General features: G+C 40.3%; 19 protein-coding genes. 5 read left to right on the top strand and 14 right to left on the bottom strand.

All coding sequences use genetic code 11. The annotated features are described in order from the left end of the window. Nucleotides 1-251: 251 nt before the first annotated feature. The 4 genes from H6G41_RS14395 to H6G41_RS14380 all read right to left on the bottom strand — a co-directional run bounded on the left by H6G41_RS14395 (nucleotide 252) and on the right by H6G41_RS14380 (nucleotide 6,396). Complete coding sequence (locus H6G41_RS14395) at nucleotides 252-722, bottom strand: response regulator (protein ID WP_190746864.1); 471 nt, start codon at nucleotides 720-722, stop codon at nucleotides 252-254. A 301-nt stretch (nucleotides 723-1,023) separates the two neighbouring features. Beyond that, the gene (locus H6G41_RS14390) at nucleotides 1,024-1,605 is read right to left on the bottom strand and encodes a chemotaxis protein CheB (RefSeq protein ID WP_190746863.1); all 582 of its coding nucleotides are present in this window, start codon (nucleotides 1,603-1,605) and stop codon (nucleotides 1,024-1,026) included. Continuing rightward, the gene (locus H6G41_RS14385) at nucleotides 1,605-2,435 is read right to left on the bottom strand and encodes a protein-glutamate O-methyltransferase CheR (protein WP_190746862.1); all 831 of its coding nucleotides are present in this window, start codon (nucleotides 2,433-2,435) and stop codon (nucleotides 1,605-1,607) included. The genes H6G41_RS14390 and H6G41_RS14385 overlap by 1 nt, the downstream gene beginning before the upstream one ends. Nucleotides 2,436-2,772: 337 nt before the next feature. Beyond that, complete coding sequence (locus H6G41_RS14380; protein WP_190746861.1) at nucleotides 2,773-6,396, bottom strand: response regulator; 3,624 nt, start codon at nucleotides 6,394-6,396, stop codon at nucleotides 2,773-2,775. Between the two features lie 472 nt (nucleotides 6,397-6,868). On the opposite strand from H6G41_RS14380, the gene H6G41_RS14375 reads away from it, so the two are divergent. Genes H6G41_RS14375 through H6G41_RS14365 form a run of 3 tightly spaced genes read left to right on the top strand, consistent with a single transcriptional unit; the run spans nucleotide 6,869 to nucleotide 12,522 of the window. After that, nucleotides 6,869-7,438 carry a heme NO-binding domain-containing protein gene (locus tag H6G41_RS14375; RefSeq protein WP_190746860.1) on the top strand — a complete coding sequence of 190 codons (570 nt, stop codon included), beginning with the start codon at nucleotides 6,869-6,871 and terminating at the stop codon, nucleotides 7,436-7,438. Next, nucleotides 7,428-11,321, top strand: coding sequence for a response regulator (locus tag H6G41_RS14370; protein ID WP_190746859.1), 3,894 nt, complete (start codon nucleotides 7,428-7,430; stop codon nucleotides 11,319-11,321). Before H6G41_RS14375 ends, H6G41_RS14370 begins: the two co-directional genes overlap by 11 nt. A 16-nt stretch (nucleotides 11,322-11,337) precedes the next feature. Further along, entirely contained in the window at nucleotides 11,338-12,522 is a 1,185-nt protein-coding gene (locus H6G41_RS14365) for a PP2C family protein-serine/threonine phosphatase (protein ID WP_190746858.1), read from the top strand. Here H6G41_RS14365 and H6G41_RS14360 read toward each other — a convergent pair. The 10 genes from H6G41_RS14360 to H6G41_RS14315 all read right to left on the bottom strand — a co-directional run bounded on the left by H6G41_RS14360 (nucleotide 12,509) and on the right by H6G41_RS14315 (nucleotide 20,778). Continuing rightward, nucleotides 12,509-12,832, bottom strand: a complete 324-nt coding sequence (locus H6G41_RS14360) for an STAS domain-containing protein (RefSeq protein WP_190746857.1) — start codon at nucleotides 12,830-12,832, stop codon at nucleotides 12,509-12,511. The two genes, H6G41_RS14365 and H6G41_RS14360, sit on opposite strands and share 14 nt — an antisense overlap. Nucleotides 12,833-12,976: 144 nt before the next feature. Then, complete coding sequence (locus H6G41_RS14355) at nucleotides 12,977-13,447, bottom strand: anti-sigma regulatory factor (RefSeq protein ID WP_190746856.1); 471 nt, start codon at nucleotides 13,445-13,447, stop codon at nucleotides 12,977-12,979. Further along, on the bottom strand, nucleotides 13,448-14,446 hold the full coding sequence (locus H6G41_RS14350) for a sugar transferase (RefSeq protein ID WP_190746855.1): 999 nt from the start codon (nucleotides 14,444-14,446) through the stop codon (nucleotides 13,448-13,450). Further along, nucleotides 14,443-14,958, bottom strand: coding sequence for a glycosyltransferase (locus H6G41_RS14345; protein WP_190746854.1), 516 nt, complete (start codon nucleotides 14,956-14,958; stop codon nucleotides 14,443-14,445). Before H6G41_RS14345 ends, H6G41_RS14350 begins: the two co-directional genes overlap by 4 nt. Next, the gene (gene pssD / locus H6G41_RS14340; RefSeq protein ID WP_190746853.1) at nucleotides 14,955-15,410 is read right to left on the bottom strand and encodes a PssD/Cps14F family polysaccharide biosynthesis glycosyltransferase; all 456 of its coding nucleotides are present in this window, start codon (nucleotides 15,408-15,410) and stop codon (nucleotides 14,955-14,957) included. Before pssD ends, H6G41_RS14345 begins: the two co-directional genes overlap by 4 nt. A gap of 10 nt (nucleotides 15,411-15,420) precedes the next feature. Further along, nucleotides 15,421-16,452 carry a glycosyltransferase family 2 protein gene (locus H6G41_RS14335; RefSeq protein WP_190746852.1) on the bottom strand — a complete coding sequence of 344 codons (1,032 nt, stop codon included), beginning with the start codon at nucleotides 16,450-16,452 and terminating at the stop codon, nucleotides 15,421-15,423. Nucleotides 16,453-16,464: 12 nt separating this feature from the next. Further along, nucleotides 16,465-17,451, bottom strand: coding sequence for a glycosyltransferase family 2 protein (locus H6G41_RS14330; RefSeq protein ID WP_190746851.1), 987 nt, complete (start codon nucleotides 17,449-17,451; stop codon nucleotides 16,465-16,467). After that, the gene (locus tag H6G41_RS14325; protein ID WP_190746850.1) at nucleotides 17,448-18,725 is read right to left on the bottom strand and encodes a lipopolysaccharide biosynthesis protein; all 1,278 of its coding nucleotides are present in this window, start codon (nucleotides 18,723-18,725) and stop codon (nucleotides 17,448-17,450) included. The genes H6G41_RS14330 and H6G41_RS14325 overlap by 4 nt, the downstream gene beginning before the upstream one ends. After that, nucleotides 18,722-19,720, bottom strand: a complete 999-nt coding sequence (locus H6G41_RS14320) for a glycosyltransferase family 4 protein (RefSeq protein ID WP_190746849.1) — start codon at nucleotides 19,718-19,720, stop codon at nucleotides 18,722-18,724. Before H6G41_RS14320 ends, H6G41_RS14325 begins: the two co-directional genes overlap by 4 nt. Continuing rightward, entirely contained in the window at nucleotides 19,717-20,778 is a 1,062-nt protein-coding gene (locus tag H6G41_RS14315; protein ID WP_190746848.1) for a polysaccharide pyruvyl transferase family protein, read from the bottom strand. Before H6G41_RS14315 ends, H6G41_RS14320 begins: the two co-directional genes overlap by 4 nt. 678 nt (nucleotides 20,779-21,456) lie before the next feature. Here H6G41_RS14315 and H6G41_RS14310 point away from each other — a divergent pair. Both H6G41_RS14310 and H6G41_RS14305 read left to right on the top strand, forming a co-directional pair. Continuing rightward, complete coding sequence (locus H6G41_RS14310; RefSeq protein WP_190746847.1) at nucleotides 21,457-22,485, top strand: polysaccharide biosynthesis/export family protein; 1,029 nt, start codon at nucleotides 21,457-21,459, stop codon at nucleotides 22,483-22,485. Continuing rightward, nucleotides 22,482-23,879 (top strand): GumC family protein, encoded by a 1,398-nt coding sequence (locus H6G41_RS14305; protein ID WP_190746846.1) that lies wholly within the window; start codon nucleotides 22,482-22,484, stop codon nucleotides 23,877-23,879. Before H6G41_RS14310 ends, H6G41_RS14305 begins: the two co-directional genes overlap by 4 nt. The last annotated feature ends 105 nt before the right edge of the window (nucleotides 23,880-23,984 follow it).

Raw genomic sequence — 23,984 nt, 5'->3', positions numbered from 1 at the left:
CGCTCGGCTTATGGATTTAGAAACTTTGAAAACTTCCGAATTAGATGCTTGTTAAACTGGCATTTTGATTGTTAGTTTAGCATAACAAGTACTAAAGAACCCACAAATATAAGATTTGCATTTATTAATGCTTTGTGCCTTGCTTGGGATCTAGGATATAGCCAAATCACTGAATAAGTTTAGATGAAAATCATGAGGGTTTAAACTTGTGTTGGCAAAATTTTCTGCAAGCTTTGGTTAAGTAATCAAACTCAGATTGCTGTTCGTAATTTGCAGGTAGGATTAGTTATATAGTTGTTTTTGAGAACCTTTGCTACTGAATTGACAAATTCCATTGGTTCTATTGGCTTAACAAAGTAAGCGTGGAATCCTGATGCAAGTGCTTCCTGTTCAACAGTCTCTTGTGCATAAGCAGTCAGAGCGATCGCGGGAATGGGGTTTAATTGATTTGTGGACATGGCTCTAATTTTTCGCATCAAAGTACAGCCGTCTATTTCCGGTAAGCCAATATCACAAAGCAATATATCGGGTTGCATTCGTTCTAAAACTGCTAAAGCTTCGTAGGCCGATCCTGTAACTACTACATCTGCACCTGCATCCTCTAGTAAAAAAGTGAGTAAGAGTTGTGTATCCTCATTATCTTCCACTAGCAAAACTCTTAAACCTGCTAAAACTAGAGAATCTTCCGGAATTTTAGCATTGAGGATCTTTTCGGAAAGCATATTTTATTCCTATCTCCAAATTTTTTCCGAAAGTTAATAGTTTCTTTAGGATTCTAGCAGATTAAAAAAATATGAGCAAAGAATTAAAATTCGGCTGTCAATTTAGGAAAAAATCGGGTTTTATGCTGCTATTTCTATCTGGGGATAGATGATAAAGAGTTGTCGCTAAATAATATTAATCTTTAATCTAAGCAAGCTCAACAATAAAAAGATTTTATATCTATAAAATCTTGTTCTGTAATGAATAATTAAATACGTATAATTAAGAACTGTGGGCTATTTTGTTAAAATTCGCTGATACTTACTGCTTATATTTATTTGCATTATGACACAGGTAAACTAATTTGTGGGCAATCTCTTTTAGTGGTAAGATCCAGTCTACAGCAACAGCATTAATAGCAGCTTTTGGCATGACAGGACATTCAGCAGTAGTAGGTTCTTGAACAATTGCAAGACCATGTTGTAATTTCACCATTTTCAAACCTTTCACGCCATCTTCATTTGCGCCTGTTAATATTACACCAATAACTTTCTCTCCATAAATATCAGCAGCAGACTCAAACAAAACATCTATGGATGGACGAGCATAAGAAACTGGTTCATCTGTAGAAAGGGCAAAAAAACCTGGTTCAACTAATAGGTGGTAATCAGCAGGTGCTAAATAAATATATCCTGCTAAAATTTCATCTTTATCTTCAACTTCGCGGACTTTTAAAGATGTATGTTCCTGCAATAAGTTTCTCAATGTATCGCGAGATTCTGGATGCCGATGCTGCACAACTATAATTGGAAATGCAAAGTTGTCTGGAATATTTTGCAGCAGAATTTTTAGCGCTGATAATCCCCCAACAGATGCACCAATCACCACAATTTTAGCCGCCACTAATTCAACCTCCGGTAGAGCTTTTCACCTTTGATCAGCTCTTGGTATTGTTGGTCATGGGTGGTAAAACGAATTGATTCTTGTTTTCCTAAACCTAGGATACCAAAAGGACAAAGGCTATGATAAAAAAGTTCATGTACGCGCTTTTGTAAAATTTGGTTAAAATAAATCAAAACGTTGCGACAAATAATTATGTGAAATTCATTAAAAGAGCTATCTGTCGCTAAATTATGCTGAGCAAAAACAATATTTTCTCGTAAAGATGCACGAAAAATAGCATTATCATAAGCTGCTGTATAGTATTCCGAAAAACAATGTTTACCACCAGCTTTGAGATAAAGTTGGGTGTAATCTTGCATGAGTTTTAAAGAAAAAATGCCTGTTTTCGCTTTTTGTAGTACTCCTTCATTAAAGTCAGTAGCATAAATACGGCAACGTTGATAAAGCTTTTCCTCTTGTAATAAAATTGCCATTGAATAAACTTCCTCTCCTGTTGAGCATCCAGCGTGCCATATGCGAATAAAAGGATAGGTGCGTAATAAGGGAATTACTTCCTTTCTCAAAGCAAGATAAAAAGTAGGATCGCGAAACATAGAAGTTACATTTACTGTTAGACTTAGCAAGAATCTTTCTAAATATTCGCGATCGTGCAATACTCGCGCTTGTAAATCAGAAACGCTGGTGAATCCCTCTTTTCTTAAAAAATGATGAATGCGACGTTTGAGAGAAGATAAAGCATAATTGCGGAAATCGTAACCCCAATAGCGATATAATCCTTCAAGTAGTAAATGAATTTCGATATCTTCTAACTTTATTATTGGTGAATTCATAGCCAAAGCAAGCAACCTTTAATTAGTGATTTTGCTGTAAAGATTGCGCAAAATCCAATTTTTCATATTTGTTCGCCATCTCTAGATTAATATGCATTAATCTGTACCTAATTTATTTAATATAAACTAATTAAAACTTACAATTTCTTGCTGATTCTTACGACTATCTCAAGTCAGAGAGCTAAATCATCTAATAGTTAGAGTATCAAATAAAGATTTATCTGAATTTTGGCAACAAGATTAATAAAATATAAAAATATTTAATTTCGCTCTAAATTAAATGTAGGATGGTTTTTGCTTTGCTGGAGAATAAAATCTTTAAATTGGTGGTACCTATTTAGTGGTATAACCAAACGCGCAGTAGAGAAAGTAATTGTTCTGTGTCTACAGGCTTAGTAATATAATCTGATGCTCCGGCTTCGATGCATTTTTCTCTATCACCTTGCATAGCCTTTGCGGTTAAGGCAATTATTGGTAGAGAACGGAATTGCTGTTGTTGGCGGATGGCACGAGTTGCTTCATAACCATCCATTTCTGGCATCATTACATCCATCAAAACGGCATTGACATCAGGATTAGCTTGCAAGATTTCAATACCATCTCTACCATTTTCAGCGAATAATACTTGCATTTGGTAACCTTCTAGCAAACTAGTGATGGCAAAAATATTGCGCACATCGTCATCAATAATTAAAATCTTTTGATGGGCAAGTATGGGATCAGAATTGCGCAGTTGCTCTAAAATCTGCCGCTTCTGTTGGGGTAAATTGGCTTGGATACGATGTAGAAATAAGGCAGTTTCATCGAGTAACCGTTCAGGCGATCGCACATCTTTGATAATTATAGTTTCTGCCAAACGTCGCAATTGAGTTTCTTCTTGACGGGAGAGTTCTTTTCCTGTATAGACAATGATAGGAATCTTCAATAAGTCAGGTGTTTGTTTAATTTGCTCAATTAGTTCTAACCCGCTCATATCAGGTAGACCTAAATCTAAGACAATACAATCAATCTGTTGCGATCGCAGTGTCTCTAAAGCTTCAGCAGCTGTATTAACTGCGGTACTGTGCACATCGCCATTGCCGATCAGCTCCATAATACTGCGGGCTTGGACTGGATCGTCTTCGATGACGAGTAAATTTTTCACTTTCCGCTCAATAAAAGCTTTAATATCAGTTAAAGCGCCTGTGAGCTGTTCTTGGGAAACAGGTTTTTGTAGATAAGCGATCGCGCCTAACTCTAAACCCCGTTGCTGGCGATCGTCAATAGATAATATATGTACGGGAATATGGCGAGTTTCTAAATTATGTTTGAGCCGATCTAACACCATCCAGCCATCCATATCTGGCATACAAACATCGAGAGTAATTGCATCGGGTTTAAATTTTTGAGCTAGCGCCAAACCTATTTGTCCATTTACAGCCAGCAATACTTTAAATCCTTGCTGTTGTGCCATTTCTCGCAAAATCCGAGCAAATTTAACATCATCTTCAACCACCAGCAACACTCTGTCACCTGGGCTAATATTTTCTCTATCGTCTGCAATTTCCGGTTGAGAACGGGGGGAAGTAGGAACTGATAAAGATGGAGAAATTAGGGGAATAGGAAAATTTGATTGTTTATCTTCCTGATTTTTATCCCTTACAATTTTTCCGGCTTGACTTGTTAGATTGGTGGGAATTCTTTGCAGTGGTAAATAAAGAGTAAACGTGCTTCCCTTTCCTGGTTGACTAAGCAATTCAATTCTTCCACCTAACAGATGAGCTAATTCGCGGCTAATAGATAAACCTAAGCCTGTACCCCCATATTTACGGCTAGTTGTACCATCTGCTTGTTGGAATGCTTCAAAAATCAACTGCTGTTTTTCTTTAGCAATCCCAATACCCGTATCGCTAATCGCAAAAGCTACTGTATTTTGCTCTGCTAACCGAACTAGTAAACTGACTTCTCCTTGTTCAGTAAACTTAAAAGCATTCGCTAATAAATTATTCAAAATTTGTTGTAAGCGTTTGGGATCTGTATTAAATGTCGGCGGTAATTCCTGAGAAAATTCTAGATTAAAATTTAGATCTTTATTTTGTGCTAATTGTCTAAAGTTGGCTTGTAAGTGACTTTTTAAATCAATAAAATTTAATGATCTTGTTTCTATTACAAAAGTACCAGATTCAATTTTTGCTAAATCTAAAATATCATTAATTAAAGCCAATAAATCGTTACCAGCAGCGTAAATTGTTTGGCTATATTCGATTTGTTTATCAGTTAAATTTCCTTCAGGATTTTCTGACATTAATCGCGCCAGAATTAACAAGCTGTTTAGCGGAGTGCGTAATTCATGAGACATATTAGCTAAAAATTCTGACTTATATTTAGAAGATAAAGTTAATTCTTTAGCTTGCTCTTCCAAAGATAGCCTTGCTTGTTCAATTGCTTGATTCTTCACCTCAACTTCTCGTTTTTGCACTGCTAATAATTCTGCTTTTTCTTCCAACTCTTCATTTAAAGTTTGTAATTCCTCGTTAGATTGTTTTAATTCTTCCTGTTGTTGTTGCAATAGTCGTTGCGATTCTTCTAAATCTTCTGCTTGCTTTTGTAATAATTGATTGCTGTTTGTCAGTTCTGCTTGTTGAGTTTTTAATTCTTCCGTTAATTCCTGAGATTGCTGGAGGAGTTCCTGAGTTAGCATATCGGCATTAATTGCATTTAAGGCTACACCGATCGCTTCACTAACTTGCTCTAGAAAAGTTAAATGTAATTCCTTAAAAGCTTGCAATGATGCTAATTCAATTACCGCATTTACCTGATTTTCAAATAACACAGGCAACACCACAATATTTAAGGGCGGTGCTTCTCCTAATCCCGAACTAATACGAATATAATCATGAGGTACTTGTGTGAGTAAAATTCTTTGTTTTTCTAAAGCACACTGACCAACTAAGCCTTCTCCCAAGCGAAATTGATTTGCTAAATTTTTTCGCTCTCTGTAAGCATAGCTACTAAATAATTTTAATATTGGCTGATTTTCTCGAGTTTCCATTAAGTAAATTACGCCATGTTGCGCTCCTACTAAAGGCGCTAATTTAGACAAAATTAATTCGGTGATAGTGACTAAATTTCTGCGCCCTTGTAGGGTATTACTCAATTCCGCTAAATTCGACTTCAGCCAATTTTCTTCTTCATTTTTCTGCTGAGTTTTTTGTAAATTTACAATCATTTGATTGAAACTGCTGGTGAGTATACCCACTTCATCTTGGCGTTTTGTCGGTGGTAAGTTGGTCGATAAATCACCATCAGCAATCTTGGCTGCGACGCGAGAAATTTGTTCCAGCGGTTTGGAGATATGGCGAGATAACAAATACCCAATTAAAGCTATAAATATAAAAGATGTGGGAATCCCATAGGTAATAGTGGCCAGAGTTTCGGCTGCGGCAACTTTGGCTTTGTTGGAACGCTGATTTAATAATTGATTCTCTTCTATTTTCATCTCATCAGTTAGGGTGCGGATTCTATCCATTAACCGCTTACCTTCATCGTTGAGAATTTCCTTTCGAGCCGCTTCTAAGCCTTGATTTTGCCGCAACTCAATTATTTTTTCCATCACCTTCAGCCGTTCATCAATGAGTGGCTGTAACATATCTAGCCGACGTTGATGATTAGAGTTATCAGTGGTTAAACTGCGGAGTTGTGTGAGAGGTTGATCTAAAGATTTAATTGCCGCCTGATATGGTTCTAAATATCGCTTTTCACCAGTAATTATGTAACCACGTTGCCCAGTTTCTGCTTGTTGCAGTTTGCTATTTAAGTCTTGTAGCGATCCCAATACTTGGTATGTATGATTTTCCAAGTAAGAAGTTCTAATCAATTCGTTAGTAGTGCGATAGGAGATGAATCCCAACGCACTTAAAATTGTCAGGCCTAGAGCGAAACTAGCGCCGATTTTGCTGCCAATCTTCAAACGGTTTAACATTTCCAATGTTAATTACAACTATCTCAGCTTTAAACAAACAAAGCAGTATCGAGCAAAGGTGACGAGAAATTCGCGTCTAAATTGCAGAACTATTAATCAGGGTTGTTGACGGTTGACGGTTGACGGTTGACGGTTGACGGTTGATTGTCAACATCCCTGACGATGGATTGTGCAACTTAAAAGCAGAATAGCTTAACTTAGGTCATCACCGTCATGACTAAAATATGATTTTTATTCCTGATGACTAACAAAAAATATGTAAAATATATTACATTAAAACAAATACTATTTTTTTATTAAAATAATTTATACTAAATTTTTCTACGAGTAAAATATACACAAGATTTAAAAGGCTATACTAATCTCCTATCTGTAGCGCGTGTTAAATTAATTCTATAAGTTTTAGGTTCAATAAATACCTTTATTCCTTAATTTTGCTTACGTAATAATACTGAAAACAGGAGTCAAGGCAATGTACGGTCTAGTCAATAAAGCCATTGAAGACATGATTTGTAAATATCACGGTGAGGATACCTGGGAAAAAATTAAGGAAAAGGCTGAACTTGAGGATATTGACTTTTTTGTGGCGATGGATGCTTATTCTGACGATGTTACCTATGGTTTGGTGAAAGCAGTTTGTGAGGTATTGGGGATGCCTGCTGAGGAAGTACTCACAGCCTTTGGAGAATACTGGGTTACCTATACTGCGGAAGAAGGCTATGGAGAACTGTTAGCTACGGCGGGACAATCTTTACCTCAGTTTATCGAGAACCTTGATAACCTCCATGCGCGGGTAGGGTTGAGTTTTCCCCAGCTTCGTCCCCCGGCTTTTGAATGCGAACATAAGAGTGAAAAATCCTTAGAACTCCACTATGAATCTACTCGTCAAGGATTAGCGCCGATGGTAATTGGTTTGCTCCACGGATTGGGAAAACGCTTTCACACTGAGATAGATGTCACCCAAACTAGTTTTCGCGAGCAAGGCGATGCTCACGATATCTTTTCGATCAAGTACAACGATGCTCACGCCGATGATCAATAATCAGGTTGCTGGTTCAAGTCAATTCAGTCTGAGTGCCGACCAATTTGCAGCTTTATTTCCCTTCCATCTAGTCATAGATCGACGGATGAAAATTGTCCAGATGGGTGAGGTACTTCAACGCATTCTGGAACCGATCGCAATTGTTGGTAGTGCTTTAGAAGAACATTTTCAGATTAATCGGCCCAACTGTCCAGTTAACTTTGAAGCTATTTGTCTACAAACGCGATCGCTGTTTCTGTTGCAATCTCCACACAAAGAAATGCAACTGAAAGGACAAATGATTTATGTAGAAGATAGCGATCGCTTGGTGTTTCTGGGTTCGCCTTGGATTACAGAAATTACCGATCTCAAAAAGCTGGAATTGAGCATCGATGATTTTCCTTTATATGACTCAGTTTCCGATTATCTGTTTCTCTTACAAGCGAAAAATTCCGCCCTTGCAGATGCCAAAAAATTAACCACCAAACTCACACAACAACGGGCAGAATTAAGGGCTACAGCTTCACGATTGAGAACCCTGATTGAAAGTCTACAAGTCGGTATTTTACTAGAAGACGAAAATCGACAGGTGATTCTGGCAAATCAAGAGTTTTGCGATCTATTTGGTATTCCTCTGACACCAGAAGCTTTACAAGGTGTAGATTGTCGCCAGTCAGCTCAGATGAGCAAACAACTTTTTGTGGAACCAGAGAGATTTATCCAAGGCTTGGATGAGATTGCCAACAAAGGTGAAATAGTGATCAATCAAGAATGGCAACTCCAAGATGGACGCATTTTTGAACAAGACTATGTACCAATTATTGTCGATCGCAAATTTTATGGGCATTTGTGGAAATATCGCGATATTACCCAGCGCAAACAATCGGAAAATGCCCTCAGGTTAAGCGAAGAACAGTTAAAGTTAGCTTTGGATGCAGTCGAAGAAGGACTTTGGGATTGGAATTTAGCGACTGGAGAGGTTTATCGTAGCCCACGCTGGTGCACAATGCTGGGATACGATCCAAAAGAGTTGGAAGACGATATTAAAGTTAGAAATAGATTGATCCATCCTGAAGACCAAGGGTTGGTGCAACAACGGCTGATAGATCATATTAAAGGTCGGACACCTTATTATGAAGCCGAAGTCCGTTTGTTGACGAAATCAGGAGAATGGAAGTGGATTTTGGATCGGGGTAAGTTGGTGAACCGTGATTTCCGCGAAAAATTTCTGCGGATGGTAGGTACCCATCTCGATATTACCGCACGCAAACAGGCAGAAGCCGAGCTACAACAGCAGTATCAACGGGCTTTGCTGCTCAAGCAAATTACCGAAGAAATTCGTCAGTCCTTGCAACTAGAAAAAATCATCCAGACAACAGTCAGGGAAGTGCAGCGGATTTTACAGGCCGATCGCGTTCTCATCTTCCAAATTTATGCTGATGGTTCTGGCAAAGTTGTACAGGAGGCGGTAATCTCCGGATGGTCAACGACCTTAGACAAAGATATTAACGATCCTTGCTTTCATAAATACTTAGACTTGTATCGTCAGGGAAGGATTAGCGTCACTAATAATATAGAGCAAGCCGGATTTCAACCTTGCCATGTCAAATTTTTACAGCAGTTTCAAGTCAAAGCCAATTTAGTAGTACCAATTTTGGTGCGGGAAGATTTATGGGGGCTGTTGATTGCCCATCAGTGCGATCGCCCCAGACAATGGACTGAATTAGAGTTAGATCTTCTCAAACATCTAGCCGATCAAATGGGTATTGCCCTTACTCAAGCGCAATTACTCACCCAGGAAACGCGCCAAGCTCATTTGTTAGCACAGCAAAACAAAGAACTTAGCCTCGCCAAACAAGCTGCTGACGCTGCCAATATGGCTAAGAGTAATTTTCTGGCTACCATGAGCCATGAAATTCGCACGCCGATGAATGCGATCGTGGGAATGACGGGATTACTTTTAGATACTCCCTTGCAACCCGAACAACTCGACTATGTAGAAACTATCCGTAATAGTGGCGATACATTATTAACGATCATCAACGACATTCTCGACTTTTCTAAAATTGAGTCTGGTAATTTAGAGCTAGAAGAACAGCCCTTTGACTTGCAAGTATGTGTTGAAGAAGCCTTAGATTTGCTGGCTCCCCAAGCAGCCGCCAAAGGCATTGAATTGATGTATGAATTCCAACCACGCACGCCAACGCTGATTATTGGTGATATTACCCGTGTGCGCCAGGTTCTGTGGAATTTAGTTAGTAATGCGGTTAAATTTACCAATGACGGCGAAATTGTGGTAAAGATCGCCGTGCAGCCGCAAATTTCTACCCAAAAAACTACAACCGGCGATCGCGTCTGCTACGAATTTCTCTTTGGAGTCAGCGATACAGGTATTGGCATCGCGCGCGATCGCCTGGATAGACTATTTAAGCCCTTTAGTCAGGTTGATGCTTCCATGACTCGCCGTTATGGCGGTACTGGCTTAGGATTAGCCATCAGCAAGCGCCTGAGTGAAATTATGGGGGGTAGAATGTGGGTAGAAAGCGAAGCAGGGATAGGTTCTACCTTTTATTTCACTGCTACCTTGGAAGTCGATGCTTCTGCGATTGACAGTACTGTCAATATATATCCAGAGCTATTGGGTAAGCGATTACTACTCAAAACAAATAACGCCAATTTACGCAAATGCTTAACTTGGCAAATTCAGAGTTTAGGAGTAGATGTCCAAGCTGTAAAATCGAGTCGGGCAGTTCTGGAGTTCATAGCAGACAGTCCCTTTGATATGGCAATATTAGATATTGATAGTCCCGATTTGGATATCCTAGAGTTAACATCTCGTATCCGGGCTATACCCAAACAGCAGGATTTACCTTTAATCATGTTCAGTTTTAAAGGTAAGCAAACTGTCGAAATCAAAGAAGTAGCTCCTGAGTTTACAGCGTTTTTGCAGAAGCCTGTGCGGCAGTACCAGTTACACAATACACTTTTACAAATAGTACGTGGTAACTGGTCTACCCGCCGCATCGATCAGAAAATTACCATTCCTTCTTACTCACGCTTACCAACACCAAATCTGCCCAACATTGATGCTCAGATGGGTCAGACTATACCTCTGAAAATTCTCTTAGTTGAGGATGTGTTGGTAAATCAGAAAATTGCCCTGAAAATGTTACAAAGGTTGGGTTATCGAGCGGATGTGGCTAATAATGGACGTGAAGCCCTAGAAGCCTTGCACAGGCAACTCTATGATGTTGTCTTTATGGATATCCAAATGCCGGAAATGGACGGTTGGGAAACCACTATCCGCATTCGCGAGGAATTTTCTGAGAACGCTCAACCTTGGATCGTGGCGATGACTGCCCATGCACGTCCCGAAGACCGTCAAGAGTGTTTAATTGTCGGCATGGATGATTACATCAGTAAACCAATTAGTTTAGAAGCGATAGAAGCAGTCCTGAGGAAGTTTGATATTCTGGCGTATCCAGAACCGGAATCTGAAGCGGAATCTGCATTGCCCTCTACATCACCCGCATCGGATGTCAAATCGGATGATTTAGAGGTAATCGATCGCAGTTTTCTGCAAGAACTACGAGCAATGGCAGGTAGTGAAGGCGATTCTCTCGTCACAGAACTGATTCAGGTTTATCTAGAAGACACTCCAGCGAGAATCCAGACAATTAAAGATGCAGTGGCGAATGGCGATCGCTCCAAGTTACAAAAAGCAACTCATGCTTTGCGATCGCCTAGTGTCAGTATTGGTGCTGTTCGCCTGGGAGAAATCTGTGAAACTTTAGAGAATGCTGCCCAAGAAGAATCATTAGCACAGCTAGGCGATCTGGTCGATCGTCTAGAGAGGGAATATAATCATGCGATCGCGGCTTTGCAAAGCCTGAATTTTCTTTAAAACTAATAACTAAAAAATGACAGAAATCTCTCACTCGCCAGTAAAAATTTTAGTTATTGATGACGATCGCGTTATCCAACTAGTGTTAAAGCAAACCCTTCAAGCTCAGGGATATGAAGTAATTTTGGCGAATAATGGTCTCCAAGGAGTAGAACAAGCGGATAAACATCATCCTGCTCTGATTATTTCTGATTGGCAAATGGAGGAAATGGATGGCTTAGAAGTATGTCGCAAAATTAAATCCGATCCATCTCTATCAACGACATTTTTTATCCTCCTTACTTCACGCAAGGCGGTAGAAGATAGAGTTGAAGGCTTAGATACAGGTGCAGATGATTTCTTGAGCAAACCCATAGAAGTAAATGAGTTAAAAGCACGAGTGCGTGCGGGATTAAGACTCTATCATATGAATCAAGAACTCAAAAGATTAGCTCAAGATTTACAAATCCAAAAACAGCTTTTAGAAACAGAATTAAATGAAGCTGCGGATTATGTCAAATCTATTCTTCCCGCACCGATATCGGGAGCAATTACAATCAACTCTCAGTTTTTACCCTCCAGTCAATTAGGAGGCGATTGCTTTGATTACTATTGGCTAGATGAGCAACATCTCATCATCTACCTCCTAGATGTTTCCGGTCATGGATTGGCGGCGGCGCTACCTTCAATTTCTATCCATAATATGTTGCGATCGCATTCTCTCCCCAAAGCCAGTCTTTATAATCCATCTGAAGTTTTGCAAGATTTAAATCATGTATTTCAAATGGATCGACACAATTCTCAATACTTTACTATTTGGTATGGAGTTTTTAACCTTAGTTCCTACCAATTAACTTACTCTAGTGCTGGACATCCTCCAGCTTTATTACTATCGCCTACTGCTGACTCTAGTTTAGAGTTAAAACAATTAATCATGCGCGGTTTACCTATCGGCGCATTTGCCGAAGCCCAATATCATAATGCTGTATGTGATATCCCCAATGGCAGTAAACTTTATGTTTTTAGTGATGGAGTTTATGAGGTAGAAAAGTCTGATGGGAATATGTGGGATTTTCCCAGCTTCATCAATTTAATTACTGTCTGCAATCAACAATTTCACACTGGGGTAAACCAAATTTCTGAAGCCATCAAAAAGGTGACAGGTAGTCAAATTTTTAATGATGACTTTTCTTTATTAGAAATTGATTTTAAATCAGAGTAAATTGCTGCATAAATGCAGAGCGATCGGCAATAATTTCAAAAACATTTGTCGTATTACTGAGTTCGAGAATCATTTTTATTTGTTCATTTAGGCAACAGATTGCTAACCTGGTATTTTTTTCTTTCAGCGTTTTGAGGATTAACAGCAGAGCACCAAATCCAGAACTATCCATAAAGGTAACAGATTGAAAATCAATTAAAAAAATGTTGACTCCATCTGCAAGAAATTCACTCATTTGTTCGAGAATTTCTCTACCTTGTTTACCATCAAAAATTCCTACAGGCTGAATAATTTTTACCATGTTATCCATAAGTTTGATTGCCCAGTTTTTCTGAAAATATGACAAAGGTGATACTTGAATAATTTGCACAAATGTGCGTGCAACAAATAGATTTATATCAAGCTACAAAATCTTCTAATAAATTACTCAATTTCAAAAAGTATTAAAAGATTATTAAAAGGCTATATTTTTCTGTAATAACAAGCAGTTTTTATTTCCTGCTTCATGAGTATATTTAACAGTCCAACCATAGTCTCTTTTGAGTTTGAGGAGAAAAATACAGCCCCAATGTGCTTCGCGCTCCAAAGGATTAAATTGGCGATCGCTAGTTTGTTGATTTAGCTCTTCTAAAACTGCTTCTAAATCAAAAATTTCACCTCGATCCCATATACAAATTTGAAAAGATTGAGAGTTAATTGTTGCTGTTAATTCCACAGGAGTTTGTGGACTCAAGTTGATGTGAGCATGACGAACTACATTTGTAAATCCCTCAATCAATGCAGTTTGACCTTCTATCCACATTTGATAAGGTAGTTGTTGACAGTTAAATTGATTAAACCATTCGACAACTGTGATCATTTCATCTAAATCGCTGGCAACTTTTAGAGCAGCATCATGGATTAATACATCTTTTTGTATTGACATTTATACTGCTCCCGAATCTTTTTGGATCACGACAAAAATTGTTTTAAAAATTAACTTTAAATCATAAAGTAAACTCCAATTATTTTGATAGCGTAAATCCAGTTCGATTACATCCTCAAAGTTACGGATTTTAGAGCGACCGTTAACTTGCCATTCTCCACTTAGTCCTGGTCTGACATCTAATCTTTGCCAATTGGCAATTTCATATTTTTCTAATTCATCGGGAGTTGGTGGACGAGTTCCTACCAAGCTCATATCGCCAATCAAAACATTCCAAAATTGGGGAAATTCATCTAAACTAGTTTTGCGCAGAAAGCGCCCAACACGGGTAATTCGCGGATCGCGATCATTTTTGAAAAAAGCACCAGATGCTTGATTAGGAATAGTATTTTTGAGTGCTTCTGCATTCGTCACCATTGAGCGAAACTTCCAAATGCGAAACCGTCGCCCCATCCAACCACAGCGAATTTGACTAAATAGTACCGGGCCGGGACTATCAAGTTTAATCGCGATCGCAATTGGCACAAATAATAAGGCGGTGAATACCAAGCCGATGGTTGCACCAACTATATCAATGGCACGTTTGATGGGCGATCGCACGGAAGGATGGGTTAAGGGTGGAAGCTGTTCGGTTTTGCGGTTAGCAGTGGGAATAATCGCCTGGGTATGGGGTTCAATCTGAAATATCTGCTCTAAACCTACCAGAGAAAAAGCCAATTGTACCTGGGGCTGGACGCTCCAAAAAACTAATTGAATATTTTTCTCCTTGGCTGATTTATGATTACTAATTAATGAGCCGACACCACTGCTGTCTATAAGTGTGGTTTTACCAAAATCTAAGATAATTTTGTTGAGGGTGTTGTCTTCTAACCAACTTTGAAATTGTTTGCGGAAAGATACAGCCTCAATGACAGTTAATTTCGCAGGTAAATGAGCTAGGAGAATATTATCTTTACGAGTAGTATCTAGAGCTATTGTGGTCTTGGGATGAGAATTCATGATTTGGATACACCTACAGAAAGTTCTGGGTAAGTTTGATCAAAACGAGATTGCAGACTCTTACACAATGCGATCGCAGTTGCATGAGAAACATCAGCAATCGAAACTTGTTTGGGATCTGCGATAAATCGCACTAAATCTCCTGGCGACCAAGCTATCGGCACATTTAGCTGTGATAGTGCTAGTGCTAGTTCTACTTGATGATCGTCCACATGTTCGCCAAATTTTTGGCTGCGAGGTACCAAAATATAAGGTTTATCCAAAGAATCTAACAGCAGTAAAGTTCCTTCTCCACAATGGGCAATTACTATTCGCGCTTGCTGAATTAATTCCTGAAATTGTTCTTCTTTGACAGAACGGTAAACCCTTGCACCAGCAGGTAAAACGGCGTTAGAACTTCCATACTGGACAACAATTTCTTCCTCAATAAGTTGAGTTTGTAACAACACCTCAATCCAATTCATCAGGCGATTAAAAGGATACTGTTCTGTACCAACTGTGACAAAAATCATACGCTTTCCTGGGGAATGATGAGTTCGGCTTGGGGATAACGGGCTTGTAGTTGCGGCCATTGCACATAAAGCACGCTGAGAAAAGGCAAAACTAATTTTGCAGATAAACTTAATGTCTGAATCCGAGTTACAGATTCAATAAATGCTGTTTTGCTACCAAATAATTTGCCCAAAATTAGAAAAGGGACAGCAACACCTGCACCTGTAGAAATAATCAAATCAGGTTGAGTTTGACTGATGACTTGAAAAGCTAACAGTAAATTCTTAAACAAATTCGGTAGGTTCCGATTAGTCGGACTAAAAGCCCAATACACTGTTTCTTGGGCCAAAGCAGCTTGCGTAGTTGCAGTTTTAAAAGTTACCCAAACCCGTTCATGCTGCTCCCAATAGGGACGCAATTGCTCTATACCTTTAAAATGCCCCCCAGAGGAGCAAACAAGTAAAACTTTCATAATTTTCCCTTCAAATTGATGGTTTGGCTATTTGTTCTTGCTGAATTCGTCGTTTTTGACTTGCGCCGGTGATTTGCATCATGAATGTTTCTAATTGCTGATATACAAATTGCGGTAGCAACCAAAGTAAATAAGCAGCACCAAAAGAGATTAATGTACGTCGCGGTTCTTCTAACAAGATCCGCCAATGGAGTTTAATGGCTTTGTGTAGCAAATCAACCGCCATTTGGGGCGATCGCTGTCTTGTCGCCCGACGCGCTAAGTATCTTAGTTGATAGGCTCTAGCTTTATTTCCCCAGAGTTCGACAAACTCAGGATTGTAAACCTGGGTTTTGACGAGGATTCGCTCCCAAGATTCATATTGTTTGAGAATATTGGCTGACAAACCACCCATATTTACTCGATAGAGGGTGAGGGCTTCAGGTATTCCTTCAATTTGCCAAGTAGTTTGCAAAGCAATCCGCAGCCAACATTCAATATCTTCCGATTGACGAAAGCGATCGTCAAAGTAAAAATCTTCTACCTCTCCATAGAGATTTTCTTGGAACTTGATATCCTCGAAGACAGCGCGGCGTATCACCACCGACGAACCATTACTGATGGGATTGCGGCAGAATAAATATTCTGGGGTAATCTCCGTCAATTTAGGCATCTGATAAATTCCTAGAGGCTTACCCTCATCATCTATAAAGCTAGAACGAGAAAAACTCACTCCCACTTGGGGCGATTGCTCTAAATGTTGCAGATGTTTTTCTAGCTTCTGGGGTAGCCACAAGTCGTCACTATCAATAAAAGCTAAATATTCCCCTTGGGCGTGACGAATTCCTGTGTTTCTAGCTCCCGCCAAGCCTCGATTCTGCTGGTGAACTATTTTGATGCGCGGATCGTTAAATTGCTTGCATATATCAATACTTTTATCTGTGCAACCATCATCAACAATGATAATTTCAAAGTCTCGGTAAGTTTGTGCCAGAACAGACTCTATTGTCTGAGCAACTGAACGTTCTGAGTTGTAAACAGGAATAATCGCAGATAAATTCATAATTTGTAATTTTTAACCCTGAGTTTCTGGACTCACGCTAGTTTGCTCAATGGAAGAGCGATCGCGGCTTTTATTTGCAAGGACAATCTTCTCCATCACTAACGCCCCAAATACTGCAACTATGGTCAATAAAGTGCGCTGTGGTTGATATCGGAATAATCGCCAATCGGAAAGTAAGGCGCGAATCATAAAATCAACACCTACTTTCGCAGGTAATCGCAACCGAAAGGCGCGACGAGCTAGATAGCGTAAATGTAGCGCTTGCGCTAGGTTAAAATGACGCTCAACCAATTGGGGTGCATAGGTTTTCGCTTTATCTACCAATTGATTCCAGCCTGCTTCCATACTATATAACTGAGAGGATAGCCCGCTGCTACTGGTACGATATTGAGTCAACACTTGGTTGATACCTGCAATCTGCCCATCAGTGGTACAACTAACCCTGAGTAACCATTCCAAATCTTCGGAATAGCTCATGTCGTGGCTAAAGCCTCCCACTTGGCTAAATAATTCTTTGCGGATAACCCAATTAGAAGTGGTAGTAGTAGGGTTTTCCGACAGAAAATATTCTGCTTTCAATTGGGTTAAACGACCAGTAGAAATTTGTCCGCTAGGTTCACCAGCCTGATTGAGTATTTCTACTTGGGCAAAGCTGACCCCTAAATGAGGATTGGCTTGTAAATGTTCCCAATGTAGATGCAGTTTGTTGGGTAACCATCGATCGTCAGCATCAAGAAAGGCGATGATTTGACCTTGGCTGTGTTCCACTCCCTGGTTGCGAGCAACAGATACACCCTGATTATCTTGATTTATCAGATGAATCCGGGGATCTCTTTGTTCATACTCGCTGACAACCGCTACCGTGTCATCCGTAGAACCATCATTAACAATGAGTAGTTCCCAATCGGAAAAGGTCTGTTTTTGCACAGAAGCGATCGCCTCTGGTAAAAATTGCGCTGCATTGTAGGCGGGTATTACCACTGATATTTTAGGTATCATCCTTGAGCCTCCTGCAAAAATTTTGGTAGGGTCTGTCTTGTCGCCCACAGGGTATAAAGAGGTTGTAAGATGAGGTGGGTTGCCATCACAGCTACAGCAGATCCTAAAATTCCCCACTGTGTTCCTACGCAAATAGCAGTAGCTAAACAAACAGTAAATCCCAGATTCCAGCGCAATTCAATTTGTGGTTGACCAAAGGCGCGGAACATCAAAGAGGCTGCATCGGCAAAGGGACGAGATAAAGCGGAGAAACAAATCAGAATTAAGATAGATACAGCACCACGTTCGACCCATTTCTGCCCAAATATTAAAGGAACATAGAAGGGGGCTAAACTAGATTGCAGCAGCACTAGAGGCACAATCATCACAGCTATTTTGCGTAGGCTTTGTAGATAGCGTTGGGCAAATAAGCTGGGCTGAGAGTTCAAATCGCACAGATCGGAAAATAGGGATACGCGAATGGCATTAATGACACTCAAGCTGATTCCTAAACCAGCATTAAAGGCGAAGTAATAAACCCCTAAAGCTTGTACACCTACAAATCGACCAATCAAGAGATAATCGACGTTTTCCCGAAAGATGGTGAGTAATTCTACCCCCAAAATCCGGCTAGCAAAGGAGGTAATTTGTCGCCATTTCCCGAAGGTGAAAGATTGAGTCATCCGCCAAGGATGATATTTAAAGGTGAGAATAATCCAGATGGGAGCTACTAAGAATTTGGGTAAAACGATCGCCCACATTCCCATACCAGATAAGGCAAAAATCGCTGTGAGAACGTTATCTGTAGATACTTGCACAGAACTAATCAACGCCAGAATATTCAAGCGATTTTCTCTGCGGATCAGGGCTGTTTGCACCATCGCCAAAGGATAGATCAGGTAGGTGATGGCAATTAAACAAATCGGCAGGATGAGATGGGAATTATTGTAGAATTGGGCGATCGCTAAAGATACTAAACATTGGAGAGCAAAGAGAACCAAAGCAATCAGCCAATTTAATCCATAGGCTGTACGGCATAACTCCTCTACCTCAGATGCATCAGCCTGGACAATTTTATCGGCAATGCCATTGCGGGTAAAGACGCGAATAAATTCGTAAGTCATCAAGACAATGGCGGCGAGTCCATAGTCTTCAGCGCTGAGAAACCGGGCGAGAATGACTGTAGTTACCAGGCGGAACACCCGAATCACCAATTCGGAAGCCCCCATCCAGCCAATATTACGGACAAAGCGGTCTTTTTTAAAAGTTGCTAGAGCTTGAGCGATCGCTTTCATAACAGTTCCTCTAGCAAGCGTTGCCAATTAGATAGATAATTCTCCCAAGCATTGCAAGCTGAGGCTCTTCCCTGTTGTCCCATCTGTGCTAATTGCAAAGCTGGTAGCTCTGCTAATTCTTGAATTGCTTTCGCCAACGCTAAGGAATTTTCTGGCGGAATCAATAGCCCACAGTTTGGCATTTGTTCGCTCAAACCATCGACAGCCGAGGCAATAATCGGTTTAGCAGCAGCCCTGGCTTCTAAACAGACGTTACCCCAAGGCTCCCAGCGAGAGGGAATGACTAACGCATCACACTGACCCAAAAAAGCAGGGACATCATCAATTCGACCGAGAAATTCAATATTAGAGGCAGTTGCAGCTAATTGTTTTAACTTGGCTTCGTCTGTTCCGCTACCGCCAATCTGTAATTTGATTTGGGAATCAGGAAGTTGTTTGACTGCATCAATGAGAATATCAAACCCTTTTTGATGGCAAAACCTGCCATAGGCTCCTAAAACAAAGGGTTGATTTGCAGATCTGGGTTTAGGGGGAACAGCTAAGAATTTATCAACAATCCGCGCAAACTGAATCAGCGCCAGGCGTTGATGGGAAACTAGTTTATTTTTCTGCATCCATTGCTGTTGACCAACAGAAACAGCAATTACGCGATCGCACATGCCATAACTCAGTTTTAGCATCCCATGAAACCGCGCCACTGAGGAGACATTAAAGGCTTCAAAGCTAGCTGAATAATGGTGTTCGTTGATGATCAATTTAGCTGAACGCTTCAGATTCCACAGGGATAACAACCCCCGCCAAGAAGAAGCCCCATGAACCACGATCGCATCCGGCCGCTGTTGTTTGACAATTGCAGCTGCATCAGCCAAAGGTGCAATGATAAACTCAAACTTTTGCGACAAACGAGACATTTCGATACTTTTTAATGTGGCGCTGATCCCACCAGTCCAGCCCATGCTTTGACCGCCTAGGATATGACAAATCTTTGCTTTCATGTTGGTACGGCTCGGCTATAGCATGTTTGGAAGTCTTGTTGCACCTGTTGGCGAATCGCTACATCATCGAAGGTTTGATTAGCAGTAGCGGCGATCGCATCTATGGAGGTATCAGGGTTGAATTGTTGCAGGCTGCACCCAGGAATCCCCAAGCGTTGGGTTAAATCTTTGCCTTTATTCGAGTAGTACAAATTAAATGGAACTTTACCGCTAGCGAGAGCGAGAACTGCGGTGTGATAACGAATGGCGACAATTAAACGGCAAATCGCCAATGCTCCCATTACCAGTTGCCAATTGGGCAATTCATGAGTGACGCTAAAGGGATTAAAAATCTTCAGTTCTGGAACTTGGCGAGCAATTTCTTCTGCTACTGCTAAGTCATTATCAGCGCCGTAGGCTTGAGATTGAATCAGCAAAACCGGTTGATATCCCTGTTTATAGAGGTGACGACACAAAGTCACCAATTGAGTTTGAAACTGCTGATTATCATGGCTATACATCGAGTCAAAAGCACGCAAAGAAATCAAGGCGGCTGATTCTGGGGGAACATCTAGAGCTTGTAATACCTGTTTTGCTATTGTCTTCGCCTCTTCACTGACACAGAGACTAAAGGCGACATCAAAAGACAAAATAGCCTTGACCCCAGCTTGAGTTAAACGTTTATGGCTTTCGGCATCTCGCACACAAACAGCCGCCAACCGCCGCCAGCAAAAAGCCAAAGCCTGAAAACTCAACCCATGACACGATCGCGGAATTGACTGGCCAAACACAAAGGTATGCCGGGGCTTCCGCTGCAATTGCAGGAGATTTTTGATAAAAGCTTTTGTAATCAACCCTTCGCGAGCATTATTGAAAATATCGCCACCTACACTTATGTATGCATCACAAGTGCCAATTTGCGGTAGGATTTGCAATCCAGGAATATATTGTGGTTCTAAATCTGGAAATTGAGCTACAACTTTAGCCTCAGATGCTAGAGCCGTCAAGGCGCTATAAATTGCGGCATCACCAATATTTAAAGTTGAATAGGTATTTACTAGACCGATGGTGCGTCCCATGTTGAATTAACAAAATTATGAATCCAATAGTTAGCGTTGCTGAATCAGAGAATGATTTAGCAAAATATGAATCGAAGTTTTAGATGGCTACAGTCGCCAATTCAGCCTGCAAATATACAACGCCCTATACTTAAAATCACTGGTAGATACCTAAAATTTCCACATAGACACACAACTTCTTCGTTGTGGCTAAGTGTCAAAGTGCGAGGGTTGTGAAAATCTACATACCTTGCCTAAATCCCTGATTTCCCCTCACTTATGCATCAGTTCTGACCGCCCACAAGTAGCAAATAGCTTGCTTGGCGATCGGTGGATGATGCCAATATCAACCAATGTATTATTTTTATAATCTATTTTCAAGGCTGATGTCGAATGTTAGTATAATTTTTCTTGTTTTTTGTTGATTACGGATCGCTTGAAATTAGCGGTAAATTACATAATTCAATGGAAATTATTGCAGGTTTATCCTGATTATTGCTAAATTTTCGCCTTGAATTCTGTTTTCATCTTTAGTTAAATAAGATCTAAAATTCATCCTGATTATCGACTTGTAATTTCGGAATTTAGCGTATATATTTACACTCTAGAGACTTTGGATTTTTTTAAGTAATTTTAAGTAGACAAGGATTAAAATTACTGCTTTTATCTCTATTAAATACTGAGGTAAATGATTGAGCAATGCTGAAACGGTTAATTTTGAATACTATATTTTCCACTTTATGCTTTGTAACACCTTGTTTGGCTTTACCTCTGTCTCCAGGCGATCGCTTAAAAGTAAGCATTCCTGAAGGCGAAGAGTTCAGCGGTATTTTTGAGGTCAACTTAGACGGTAGATTAGAAATTCCTTATTTATCTCCTTTACCTGTAGCTGGGTTAGAACCTCAAGAGGCGCAGATGAACCTGGCTAAGGCTTTGATTGATGGCGGTTTTTTCCAGCCTTCGTTTTTAAGGGTCAATATTAGCGTAGTGCAGTGGGCACCAATTGAGGTATTTGTCAGTGGCGCAACATTTTTACCAGGGCGGGTGTTAATCAATGACCTCTCGCCAGCTGAGAAAACACAACCCCCGATAGCGGTAAATGGACAATATCCACCTCAGCGTTACTTAGCGGTTGCTATCCGCGATGCTGGGGGAGTCAAACCTACTGCTGATGTCAAAAATGTACAATTGATCCGCAATGGTCAAACTCGTGTGATTGATTTATCAGGTGTATTGACAGGTGAACCCTTTGAAGATTTACCCCTGATGGCGGGCGATCGCATAGTTGTCCCAGATTCTGGACAAATGCACAATGAACTCGTGCGTCTCTCACAAATTACACCTTCACAGGTGAAAATCTTTCTTTCCAATCTGACTGTACCAGCTACGGGCAATGCCAGCTCTGGTATTAGTCGTGATGCCACATCCCTTCCTTATGGTACGCGCTTTTCCCATGCAGTAGCAGCAGGTAACTGTGCTGGCGGAACAAGAGGAACCAATGCTGAACGTAAAGCACTACTAGTGACTACTGAACAGTTAACGGGGAAAACTACTTACTTGCAGAGTTATGTGAATGCGCTATTGACAAAATCAACTGATGATACAAATAATCCCTTTTTAAAAGCAAATGATATTGTCGTCTGTTATGACTCAAAAGTTGTGCAATTTCGAGATATCATCAACACCATTTTATCCCCTATTCAGATCATACGAGATTTATTCAGATGATAAAGCGGCGTGCGATTTTCAGCAAAGTAAAAATCATCCGTCTGCTTAAAGGCCGTTGGCTTCGTTATACCATCCTGAGTTTGCTAGGCAACACATTTATTTGGGGGTCATCACTCCAGTATTTAAAAGTTACCAAACCAACCTATACCAGCGAATTCGCTCTGATATTGACTGGTGCTAGTTTTGGCGTTAACGTTAACCTGCCGGGAATTGGTCAGGCCACATCTTCTAGTGGTTCTGCCCTCGGTAGTTCTACTTATGACCCTAGAGCTAACTATGAATATATTTTTACTAGCGATCAAGTTTTAAAGGCAGCAGCTGCGATCGCTAAAATTCCCGAAGATAAATTTGGCAAACCCCGTATCAAACTGATAGATAACACAACCATCATGAAGTTTGAGGTTACTGGCAAAAGTCCCGCAGAAGCACACAATAAATCTCTAGCTTTGTATCAAGCTATGGTTCATCAAATTAATGCCTTACGAACTGGAGAAATCACCCAACGCAAGCAACCCACACAGCAAATCTTGCTGAGCGCCCAGCAGAAGTTACAGGAAGCTCAGAAAAAGCTCTCAGAGTACAAAATCCGTTCTGGCCTCAGTTATCCTGAGCAAGTGGGTAACCTATCTACCAACATTGAGCAGTTGCGCCGCCAAAGAGCAGAATTTAAAGCCCAAGAACAGCAAACAACTATACGACTACAACAGCTAGTCAACGATTTGGAACTATCTCCCCAAGAAGCAGCAAATGCTTTTATGCTCCATGCAGATCAAATCTTTCAACAAAATCTCAAAGATTATAGTGAAGCAACATCAAAGCTGGAAGTTTTAATCACTAAGTTTGGCCTTAATCATCCCCAAATGGTGAAAGAAACCAAACGACAAGAGGCGGCTTTGGCTGCTCTACTCCAACGTGGTGAATCTCTGTTAAGGAAACCAATGACGATAGAACTACTTCAGCGTTTAGCTCTAGCTGTTAACGGTTCTAGCAGGGATACATTATTTCAAAGTTTAGTATCTTACCAATCTGAGCAACAAGGGCTAAAAGCTCAGGTAAAAACCCTAGATTCGGAAATTAAGCGCCTAGAAAATCGCTTAGATCTTCTCTCTCAACGCCAATCTACCTTAGATAACTTAAAGCGAGATGCACAAATTGCCGAAGCTGTGTTTGCTTCCACCCTCACCAAATTGGATTTAGGCCAAGGAGATATTTTTTCCGCCTATCCATTAGTAGAAATGGCGGTAAAGCCTGATTTACCAACTGAACCAACGGCTCCCAAAAAAGGCTTTATTCTAGCTGGAGCCGCAGCCGGTTCTATATTTTCTACCGTTGGTTTGGCCTTGCTGTGGATTCGTAAACCTTGGATAGATAAGTTATCTAAGTGGTTGTCCTGAAAATGGGGGCTTAGGGGCTAGGGATGAGCAATTTTCATGACAACATCTTGTGATTTATTACATAAAATTCTAGCTAAAAAATAGACAAAAAACAGGAGGGGAGAC

It is taken from the genome of Tolypothrix sp. FACHB-123, from assembly GCF_014697075.1.
GTDB lineage: Bacteria > Cyanobacteriota > Cyanobacteriia > Cyanobacteriales > Nostocaceae > Aulosira.
This window is presented reverse-complemented; position numbering and strand designations above follow the sequence as displayed.

Coding starts and splice junctions, on each gene's coding strand:
- H6G41_RS14375 (WP_190746860.1), top strand. CDS start 6,869: ATGTACGGTCTAGTCAATAAAGCCATTGAAGACATGATTTGTAAATAT.
- H6G41_RS14385 (WP_190746862.1), bottom strand. CDS start 2,435: ATGAATTCACCAATAATAAAGTTAGAAGATATCGAAATTCATTTACTA.
- H6G41_RS14345 (WP_190746854.1), bottom strand. CDS start 14,958: ATGATTTTTGTCACAGTTGGTACAGAACAGTATCCTTTTAATCGCCTG.
- H6G41_RS14350 (WP_190746855.1), bottom strand. CDS start 14,446: ATGAATTCTCATCCCAAGACCACAATAGCTCTAGATACTACTCGTAAA.
- H6G41_RS14315 (WP_190746848.1), bottom strand. CDS start 20,778: ATGGGACGCACCATCGGTCTAGTAAATACCTATTCAACTTTAAATATT.
- H6G41_RS14380 (WP_190746861.1), bottom strand. CDS start 6,396: ATGTTAAACCGTTTGAAGATTGGCAGCAAAATCGGCGCTAGTTTCGCT.
- pssD (WP_190746853.1), bottom strand. CDS start 15,410: ATGAAAGTTTTACTTGTTTGCTCCTCTGGGGGGCATTTTAAAGGTATA.
- H6G41_RS14320 (WP_190746849.1), bottom strand. CDS start 19,720: ATGAAAGCAAAGATTTGTCATATCCTAGGCGGTCAAAGCATGGGCTGG.
- H6G41_RS14360 (WP_190746857.1), bottom strand. CDS start 12,832: ATGGATAACATGGTAAAAATTATTCAGCCTGTAGGAATTTTTGATGGT.
- H6G41_RS14370 (WP_190746859.1), top strand. CDS start 7,428: ATGATCAATAATCAGGTTGCTGGTTCAAGTCAATTCAGTCTGAGTGCC.
- H6G41_RS14395 (WP_190746864.1), bottom strand. CDS start 722: ATGCTTTCCGAAAAGATCCTCAATGCTAAAATTCCGGAAGATTCTCTA.
- H6G41_RS14310 (WP_190746847.1), top strand. CDS start 21,457: ATGCTGAAACGGTTAATTTTGAATACTATATTTTCCACTTTATGCTTT.
- H6G41_RS14335 (WP_190746852.1), bottom strand. CDS start 16,452: ATGAATTTATCTGCGATTATTCCTGTTTACAACTCAGAACGTTCAGTT.
- H6G41_RS14365 (WP_190746858.1), top strand. CDS start 11,338: ATGACAGAAATCTCTCACTCGCCAGTAAAAATTTTAGTTATTGATGAC.
- H6G41_RS14325 (WP_190746850.1), bottom strand. CDS start 18,725: ATGAAAGCGATCGCTCAAGCTCTAGCAACTTTTAAAAAAGACCGCTTT.
- H6G41_RS14330 (WP_190746851.1), bottom strand. CDS start 17,451: ATGATACCTAAAATATCAGTGGTAATACCCGCCTACAATGCAGCGCAA.
- H6G41_RS14305 (WP_190746846.1), top strand. CDS start 22,482: ATGATAAAGCGGCGTGCGATTTTCAGCAAAGTAAAAATCATCCGTCTG.
- H6G41_RS14355 (WP_190746856.1), bottom strand. CDS start 13,447: ATGTCAATACAAAAAGATGTATTAATCCATGATGCTGCTCTAAAAGTT.